The sequence below is a fragment of the Pseudomonas sp. genome (assembly GCF_030696055.1).
Classification (GTDB): Bacteria; Pseudomonadota; Gammaproteobacteria; order Pseudomonadales; family Pseudomonadaceae; genus Aquipseudomonas.
This window is the reverse complement of the sequence record NZ_JAUYNP010000281.1, coordinates 1-7,042: the sequence shown is the minus strand read 5'-3', so window position 1 is coordinate 7,042 and position 7,042 is coordinate 1. Positions and strand designations below refer to the sequence as shown.

At 61.2% G+C, this 7,042-nt stretch carries 8 protein-coding genes; 2 read left to right on the top strand and 6 right to left on the bottom strand.

What is annotated here, in order from left to right; all coding sequences use genetic code 11:
* From Q8Q83_RS16625 to Q8Q83_RS16610, 4 genes are all read right to left on the bottom strand, one after another.
* The coding region (locus tag Q8Q83_RS16625) for a PLP-dependent aminotransferase family protein (protein WP_305625239.1) at positions 1-1,338 on the bottom strand (1,338 nt) is incomplete at its 3' end.
* Positions 1,339-1,699: 361 nt separating this feature from the next.
* The gene (locus tag Q8Q83_RS16620) at positions 1,700-2,509 is read right to left on the bottom strand and encodes an OmpA family protein (protein ID WP_305625238.1); all 810 of its coding nucleotides are present in this window, start codon (positions 2,507-2,509) and stop codon (positions 1,700-1,702) included.
* The gene (locus Q8Q83_RS16615) at positions 2,506-2,862 is read right to left on the bottom strand and encodes a DUF4398 domain-containing protein (RefSeq protein WP_305625237.1); all 357 of its coding nucleotides are present in this window, start codon (positions 2,860-2,862) and stop codon (positions 2,506-2,508) included. The genes Q8Q83_RS16620 and Q8Q83_RS16615 overlap by 4 nt, the downstream gene beginning before the upstream one ends.
* A 9-nt stretch (positions 2,863-2,871) precedes the next feature.
* Positions 2,872-3,699: an ABC transporter substrate-binding protein gene (locus Q8Q83_RS16610; RefSeq protein WP_305625236.1), complete on the bottom strand. Its 828-nt coding sequence runs from the start codon at positions 3,697-3,699 to the stop codon at positions 2,872-2,874.
* A 111-nt stretch (positions 3,700-3,810) separates the two neighbouring features.
* Between Q8Q83_RS16610 and Q8Q83_RS16605 the strand changes: the two genes are divergently transcribed.
* A complete protein-coding gene (locus Q8Q83_RS16605) occupies positions 3,811-4,740 on the top strand; it encodes an alpha/beta fold hydrolase (protein ID WP_305625235.1) in 930 nt (309 codons plus the stop codon).
* 200 nt (positions 4,741-4,940) lie between these two features.
* On the opposite strand, the gene Q8Q83_RS16600 is transcribed toward Q8Q83_RS16605, so the two are convergent.
* Positions 4,941-5,870, bottom strand: a complete 930-nt coding sequence (locus Q8Q83_RS16600) for an electron transfer flavoprotein subunit alpha/FixB family protein (protein ID WP_305625234.1) — start codon at positions 5,868-5,870, stop codon at positions 4,941-4,943.
* Entirely contained in the window at positions 5,871-6,620 is a 750-nt protein-coding gene (locus tag Q8Q83_RS16595; RefSeq protein ID WP_305625233.1) for an electron transfer flavoprotein subunit beta/FixA family protein, read from the bottom strand.
* Positions 6,621-6,943: 323 nt separating this feature from the next.
* On the opposite strand from Q8Q83_RS16595, the gene Q8Q83_RS16590 reads away from it, so the two are divergent.
* On the top strand, positions 6,944-7,042 hold a 99-nt coding region (locus Q8Q83_RS16590), incomplete at its 3' end, for an FAD-binding protein (protein ID WP_305625240.1).

Genomic DNA, 7,042 nt, shown 5'->3' with positions numbered 1-7,042 from the left:
GCGGATGCAGTGGTTGAACTGCTCGGTATTACTGAAGATCAACCCCGGCGCGATGCTGATGCCCTGCTGCAGGGCGCGCAGGTGCAGGTCCTTGGTATTGACCCGCGCCGGCAGGCTGACCCAGAGGATAAAGCCGCCCTTAGGCCGGCTCATCTGGGTGCCTTCGGGGAAGTACTGCTGCACCGCCAGCTGGAAGGCGCTGAGGTTCTTGCGGTATTCCTGGCGGATATAACGCAGGTGGCGGTCGTAGCCGCCGTTCTCCAGGTACGCGGCCACCGCCATCTGGGTCACGCTGCACGCCGAGTGGGTGCTGAAGGTCTGCAGGCGCTGGATCTCGTCCTGGTACTTGCCGGCGATGATCCAGCCGATGCGCACCCCGGGCGACAGGGTCTTGGAGAAGCTCGAGCAGTACACCACCCGGCCGCCGCGGTCATAGGACTTGAGCGCCTTGGTCGGCCCCGACTCGAACATCAGCTCGCCGTAGATATCGTCCTCGATGATCTGGATATCGTAATCGCCGGCCAGGCGCAGCAACTGACGCTGGCGCTCCTCCGGAATGCTGCCGCCCAGGGGATTGCTCAGGCGTGCAGTCAGCACCATGGCCTTGATCGGCCATTGGTTGGCGGCCAGTTGCAGGGCCTCCAGGCTGATGCCGGTGGTGGGATCGCTGGGGATTTCGATGACTTTCAGGCCGAGCAGATCGGCCAGTTGCAGCAGGCCGTAATAGGTCGGCGACTCGGCGGCGATCAGATCGCCGGGCTTGGTCAGCACCCGCAGGCTCATCTGCAGGGCATCGACGCAGCCGTGGGTGATCACCACCTCGGAGGGGTCGACCACCACCCCGGCATCGCGCATGCGGATCGCCACCTGCCGACGTAGCGGCTCGAAACCCGGACTGAACATATAGCTGAAGGCCCGCGCGCTATGGAAGCGAGTGACCTTGGCCAGTTGCTGATGCAGGGCGCGCACCGGCAAGTAGTCGACATGGGGTACCGCGGCGCCCAAGGGGAACACCCCTTCGCGGCGCGACTCGGTGAGTACCTGATTGATGATGCTGCTGCGGGTGACCAGGCTGGGTCGCTCGACCCGGGCGATATCCGGGGTCGGCGCGGTCAACGCCGGAGTCTGGTGCACATAGAAGCCGGACTGCGGCCGCGCGCGGATCAGGCCTTGGTCTTCCAGGTTGGCGTAGGCCTGCAACACGGTGGCATGACTGACGCTGAGCTGCGCGCTCATCTTGCGCACCGAGGGCACCCGCTCGCCCGGCTGGTAGACGCCGCGGCGGATATCTTCCGCCAGTTGCTGGGCGATACGCTGATAGAGCAACAGATTGGTCATGGCTGCATTCCCGCATTACTGAACCGTAACAGTAAACCGGCCTCTTTGAATTGCACCGGTACAGCTCACTAAATTGTGGGCGATACAGTGTCACTTCGCCAGGACTGTAGCGGTTCAATCAAGCGCCGGGCTGCTTGTCACAAGCACCGCGTCGAACGTAGCCCGGATGCAATCCGGGAGGGTCGTCGATAGTGCCCCGGATTTTATCCGGGCTACAAAAAATGGCCGGGAGCCATTTTTGACGTCGCGCAGCGACGGCCTGAAGGGTGGCCGCCAAGGATGGCAAGCCACAAAAAATGCCGTTCACTTGGCTTAAGTGAACGGCATTACCGGCAAGCCGGGGCCTTTGACGCTGTTCCGATCAGCGTTCGGAGCCTAAATGGCCCTGCTCATCGGAGAAGACAATCTCGACCCGGCGATTCTGCGCCCGACCTTTTTCCGAGGCATTTTCCGTCACCGGGAAGCTGTCGCCATGACCTTGCACCTCGATGCGCTTGGCCTCGATACCCAGGTCGATCAATACATCCGCCACGGTCTGCGCGCGGGCGCGGGATAGTTCGAGGTTTTCCTGCACTTCGCCGCGGCTGTCGGTATAGCCCTCGATGCGTACCACCCGGCGCGGGTTGAGCTGCAGGAACTGCACCAGTTTCAGCACGGTGCGGTTGGCCGAGGCCTTGAGGTCGGCGCGCCCGGCATCGAACAGCACATCGCCCAGGGTCATCACCAGGCCGCGCTCGCTCTGGGTGGTGGCCAGGCTGACCATCTGTTCTTCCAGCCAGTTGCTTTGCTCCTGCACGCTGAGCAACTTGGCCTCACGCAACGCCAGCTGAAGACGCTGTCGCTCCAGCTCGAGCTTGACCGCCCGCTCCTGATGCAGGTTCAACGCACTCTTCTGCCCGGCAATCTCGCTGTATTGCTGGCTCAGGTAAGCGTAGTGCGCCACATCATCGGCGCTGCCCCAATAGCTCGACAGGCGCTCGGCCCGGGCCAGCGATTCGCCCGCGCGGATCAGGTCCTTGGCCGCGCTGCGCAGCACATCGGGGTCTTCTTTGACCTTCTGGTAACTGGCCTGGGCCGCCACCAACGCCTGTTCGCTGTCGGAATGGGAGGCGCAAGCGGTCAGGGTGGCCGCCGTTATAGCCAACAGAAGCAGCTTCAGGGAGTGTTTCATTGCAAGCCTCCCAGCTGGCGGCGCAGGCGGTTGATGCGGTTGCTCAATTCGGCCAGCTGTTCCTGGCTTTTCGCCGTCAGGTGCTGGGCCTCGGCCAAACGCGCATCCAGTTCGGCCTGTTCGGCATAGATACGTGCCTGCTTGTAGTCCGCGTCCTGCATGGCCGCTTGCGCCCGGGCATACTTCTCCTCGGCTTGGCGCAACGGCGCGGATTGCTCTGCCGTCACCCCCAGAGCCTGGGCCTGGGTCAATGCCTGCTCGGTCAGGCGTAATTGCTCGGTGGGCACCGGATCGCTGGCGCAGGCACTGAACAGCAGCGCCAGCACGATGGCGCAAAGAGGTCGATAGATCACAAGATTTCCCTACTGTTTGACATCGCCGACAGGCGTTAACTGTTGCTCTTTCCAACGCTGCAAATTGCGTTGCAGCAAGGTTTCAGGCACACCGGCGGCAACCGCCTCGAGCATTTTCTTCGCCAACATGCCGCGCAGCCAAGGGTCGTTGCAGGCCGAGTTATGCGACAACGTGAGGTGCAAACCCTCGCTGGAAATCGGCGGCTCCAGCGCTATCAGGTCATCCTGCATGGCCAGGGTATCGGCCAGCGCCTGCCCAGGATAACGCTCGTAGAGCACATAGTCGGTCTGGCCGAGCAGCAGCTTCTGCAAGGCCTGGGTCAGGCTGGCATTCCCTTCCAGGCTCAGGTTGCTCTTGGCATAGGCATCGAAGGGCGCACCGAAACTGCTATTGAGCAGGGTATCGCCCTTGTGTCCGGGTAGATCCTGCCAACCGCTGTAGGGGAACTCCGCGCCGCTGCGCACCCACACCACGCTGGGGCTGAAATACAGCGCAGGGTGCACATAGTCCATCACCTCGAGGCCCGGCGCGGTCAGTGGGGCCCCGGCCAGCAGATCGATCCGGCCAGTGCGCACCTCATCCTGGGCCTGCGCCCAGGGGCCGCTATAGGCGATATCCACCACCAGTCCCAGCTCTTTAGCCAGGTGTTGGAGCAGGTCGGCGTTGGCGCCTATCAGTTGCTGCGGGTTCTGCGGATCACGCCATAGATAAGGCGGATAGTCGGGGTTGCCGGTCGCCACCAGGCGCTCGCATTTGCCGGCGGCAGCGGCCAACCCCGGCAGCGCCAGCAGACCGAGCGTCAACAGCAAAGACTTCAATAAACCAGGCTCTAACATTGGCAACTTCTCGACTTAACCTTCGATGGGCATCTATGGCCAGGCACTGGAAGACGGGGGCTTCGTGCTAGCTTAATACGCGCCCATAATTATTCGCGATAAAGACTCGTCATGAAAAAACTCATTTCCGCTTTGATCCTGCTGCTGGTCGCTGCAGCGGCCCTGATCTACCTGTCGCCAGCCGCCCTGTTGACCAGCATGCAGCTGGTGGAGCGGCAACGAGCCGGTCTGAGCCTCAAGCAGATCAGGGTTGGCGATCTTAGCATTCATTACTACGAGGGCGGCCCGAGCGATGCACAAAGCATATTGATGGTTCACGGTTTTGCCGCCAACAAGGATAACTGGCTGCGCTTCGCGCGTTTTTTCAGCCAGGACTACCGGGTGATCGCCATCGACCTGCCGGGCTTCGGCGCCAGTAGCTGGCCCACTGGCAGCTACGATGTCGGCACCCAGACCGAGCGCCTGGCCAGCGTGGTGCAGGCCTTGCAGATCGACAAGCTGCACCTGATCGGCAACTCCATGGGTGGGCATATCAGCGCGTTGTATGCGGCGCGCTACCCCGACCAAGTGCTGTCGGTGGCCTTGCTGGATAACGCCGGCATCAGCTCGCCGCAACCCAGCGAGCTGCGGCAGCTACTCGAACGCGGCGCGGCCAACCCGCTGGTGGTCAAACGGCCCGAGGATTTCCAACGCTTGCTCGAATTCGTCTTTGTCGAGCCGCCGGCACTGCCCGAGTCGCTCAAAGGTTATTTCGCCGAGCAGGCGATCAACAACAGTGCCCACTATGAGCAGGTATTCAGTCATCTGCTTGAGCGCTATATTCCGCTGGAACCCGAGCTGGGCAAGATTCAGGCGCCCACCTTGGTGATCTGGGGCGCCGAGGATCGTGCCCTGCATGTGTCCAGCACCGAGGTGATGCGAGCGCTGCTGCGCAAGCCAACAGTGGTCGTCATGCCGGCCACCGGCCACGCGCCCATGATCGAACGCCCGGAGCAAACCGCGCAGCATTACCGAGCCTTTCTGGATACCAACCGCAGCTAAGCCCGAAAACAAAAAATGGCCGGGAGCCATTTTTGACGTCGCGCAGCGACGGCCCGCAGGGTGGCCGCCAAGGATGGCAGGCCACAAAAACGCCAGGAGCGTTTTTGCGCGCAAGCCCCGAAGGGGTGAAGCACATGGATGTGCTGAACACAAAAAACCCGCTCGATGAGCGGTTTTTTTGTTGGGAGCAGAAGACTGGGTTAAACCAGTTTTTCAAACTCGGGGATGGCTTCGAACAGGTCAGCCACCAGGCCGTAATCGGCCACCTGGAAGATCGGCGCTTCTTCGTCCTTGTTGATCGCAACGATCACCTTGGAATCTTTCATGCCGGCCAGGTGCTGGATAGCGCCAGAGATACCGACGGCGATATACAGCTGCGGAGCAACGATCTTGCCGGTCTGACCGACCTGCATGTCGTTGGGGACGAAACCTGCGTCGACCGCGGCGCGGGAAGCGCCAACGGCTGCGCCGAGTTTGTCGGCCAGGGCGTACAGGTGCTTGAAGTTGTCGCCGTTCTGCATGCCGCGTCCGCCGGAGATGACGATCTTGGCAGCGGTCAGTTCTGGACGATCGGACTTGGCCAGTTCTTCGCCGACGAAAGCCGACTTGCCCGCGTCGCCGCCAGCAGCAACGGCTTCAACGGCAGCGGAGCCGCCTTCGGCAGCCACCGGGTCGAAACCGGTGCTACGCACGGTGATCACTTTCACGGCAGCACTGGACTGCACGGTAGCGATGGCGTTACCGGCATAGATCGGACGCTTGAAGGTATCAGCGCTTTCAACCGCGATGATTTCCGAGATCTGATCCACGTCCAGCTGAGCGGCTACGCGCGGCAGGATGTTCTTACCGTTGCTGGTGGCGGCAGCCAGGATGTGGCTGTAGCCCTTGCCCAGCTCGGCAACCAGCGGCGCGACGTTTTCCGGCAGCTGGTGGGCGAAAGCGGCGTTGTCGGCAACCAGTACCTTGGCCACGCCAGCGATCTTGGCAGCGGCTTCGGCAACAGCGCCGCAAGCGCTACCGGCAACCAGCACGTGAATGTCGCCACCGATTTTCGCAGCGGCAGCTACGGTGTTCAGCGTGGCAGGAGCCAGAGCGGCATTGGTGTGTTCAGCGATAACCAGGATAGCCATTTAGATTACCTTCGCTTCGTTCTTCAGTTTCTCGACCAGTTCAGCCACGGACTTGACCTTGATGCCGGCGCTGCGGGTAGCAGGCGCTACGACATTCAGGGTCTTGACGGTGGAAGCGGTGGAAACGCCCAGGACGCCCGGGGTAACGGTTTCCAGCGGCTTTTTCTTGGCCTTCATGATGTTCGGCAGCGACGCGTAGCGCGGCTCGTTGAGGCGCAGGTCGGTAGTCACGATAGCCGGCAGGTTCAACGCAACGGTCTGCAGACCGCCGTCGATTTCGCGGGTCACATTGACCTTGTCGCCAGCCACTTCGACTTTGGAAGCGAAGGTGCCTTGGCCGAAACCAGTCAGGGCGCCCAGCATCTGGCCAGTCTGGTTGTTATCGCTGTCGATCGCCTGCTTACCCAGGATCACCAACTGCGGCTGTTCTTTATCGACCACTGCCTTGAGCAGTTTGGCCACAGCCAGAGAGTTCAGCTCATCGTTGGATTCAACCAGGATGGCACGGTCAGCGCCGAGAGCCAGAGCGGTACGCAGCTGCTCTTGAGCAGTGGCGGGACCGATGGTTACGACGACGATTTCGCTCGCCACGCCTTTTTCTTTCAGGCGTACAGCTTCTTCCACGGCGATTTCGCAGAAGGGGTTCATCGACATCTTGACGTTGGCAAGATCAACGCCGCTGTTGTCCGCTTTGACGCGAACTTTGACGTTGTAGTCGACCACTCGTTTGACAGCTACAAGAACCTTCATGGATTCCTCGTTACTCTCCGGTGAATAAGAATGTCGCCAAAAGCGAACATGGCGGGGGCTGCAGACCGGCCGGAACCGGGGATCAACCTATAACGGCGGACCCAAAAGCGCCCGTATCTTGACCGCACCACCTGGCCTGGTCAATACAGCGAGACGGCCAATCGTCCGCGCTGATGTAGTAAGATTCTAGCAGCCCTACAGAAAATTCAAACAAACGTTTGTATTGGCCCATTCCCGGGGCCTGGATATAATGCGCCAGCATCGCTCAAGGAACGAGCCTGCCCGCCAAATAAAATTAGAGAGCCTTGAGTAGGAGATAGCCTGTGGAACGCGAATTTATGGAGTTCGACGTCGTCATCGTCGGCGCCGGCCCTGCTGGTTTGTCCGCCGCCTGCCGACTGAAGCAGAAAGCCGCCGAAGCC

Excerpts from the sequence above, each read along its gene's own strand:
- Q8Q83_RS16620 (WP_305625238.1), bottom strand. The coding sequence starts at position 2,509 with ATGAAACACTCCCTGAAGCTGCTTCTGTTGGCTATAACGGCGGCCACC.
- Q8Q83_RS16610 (WP_305625236.1), bottom strand. The coding sequence starts at position 3,699 with ATGTTAGAGCCTGGTTTATTGAAGTCTTTGCTGTTGACGCTCGGTCTG.
- Q8Q83_RS16605 (WP_305625235.1), top strand. The coding sequence starts at position 3,811 with ATGAAAAAACTCATTTCCGCTTTGATCCTGCTGCTGGTCGCTGCAGCG.
- Q8Q83_RS16600 (WP_305625234.1), bottom strand. The coding sequence starts at position 5,870 with ATGGCTATCCTGGTTATCGCTGAACACACCAATGCCGCTCTGGCTCCT.
- Q8Q83_RS16595 (WP_305625233.1), bottom strand. The coding sequence starts at position 6,620 with ATGAAGGTTCTTGTAGCTGTCAAACGAGTGGTCGACTACAACGTCAAA.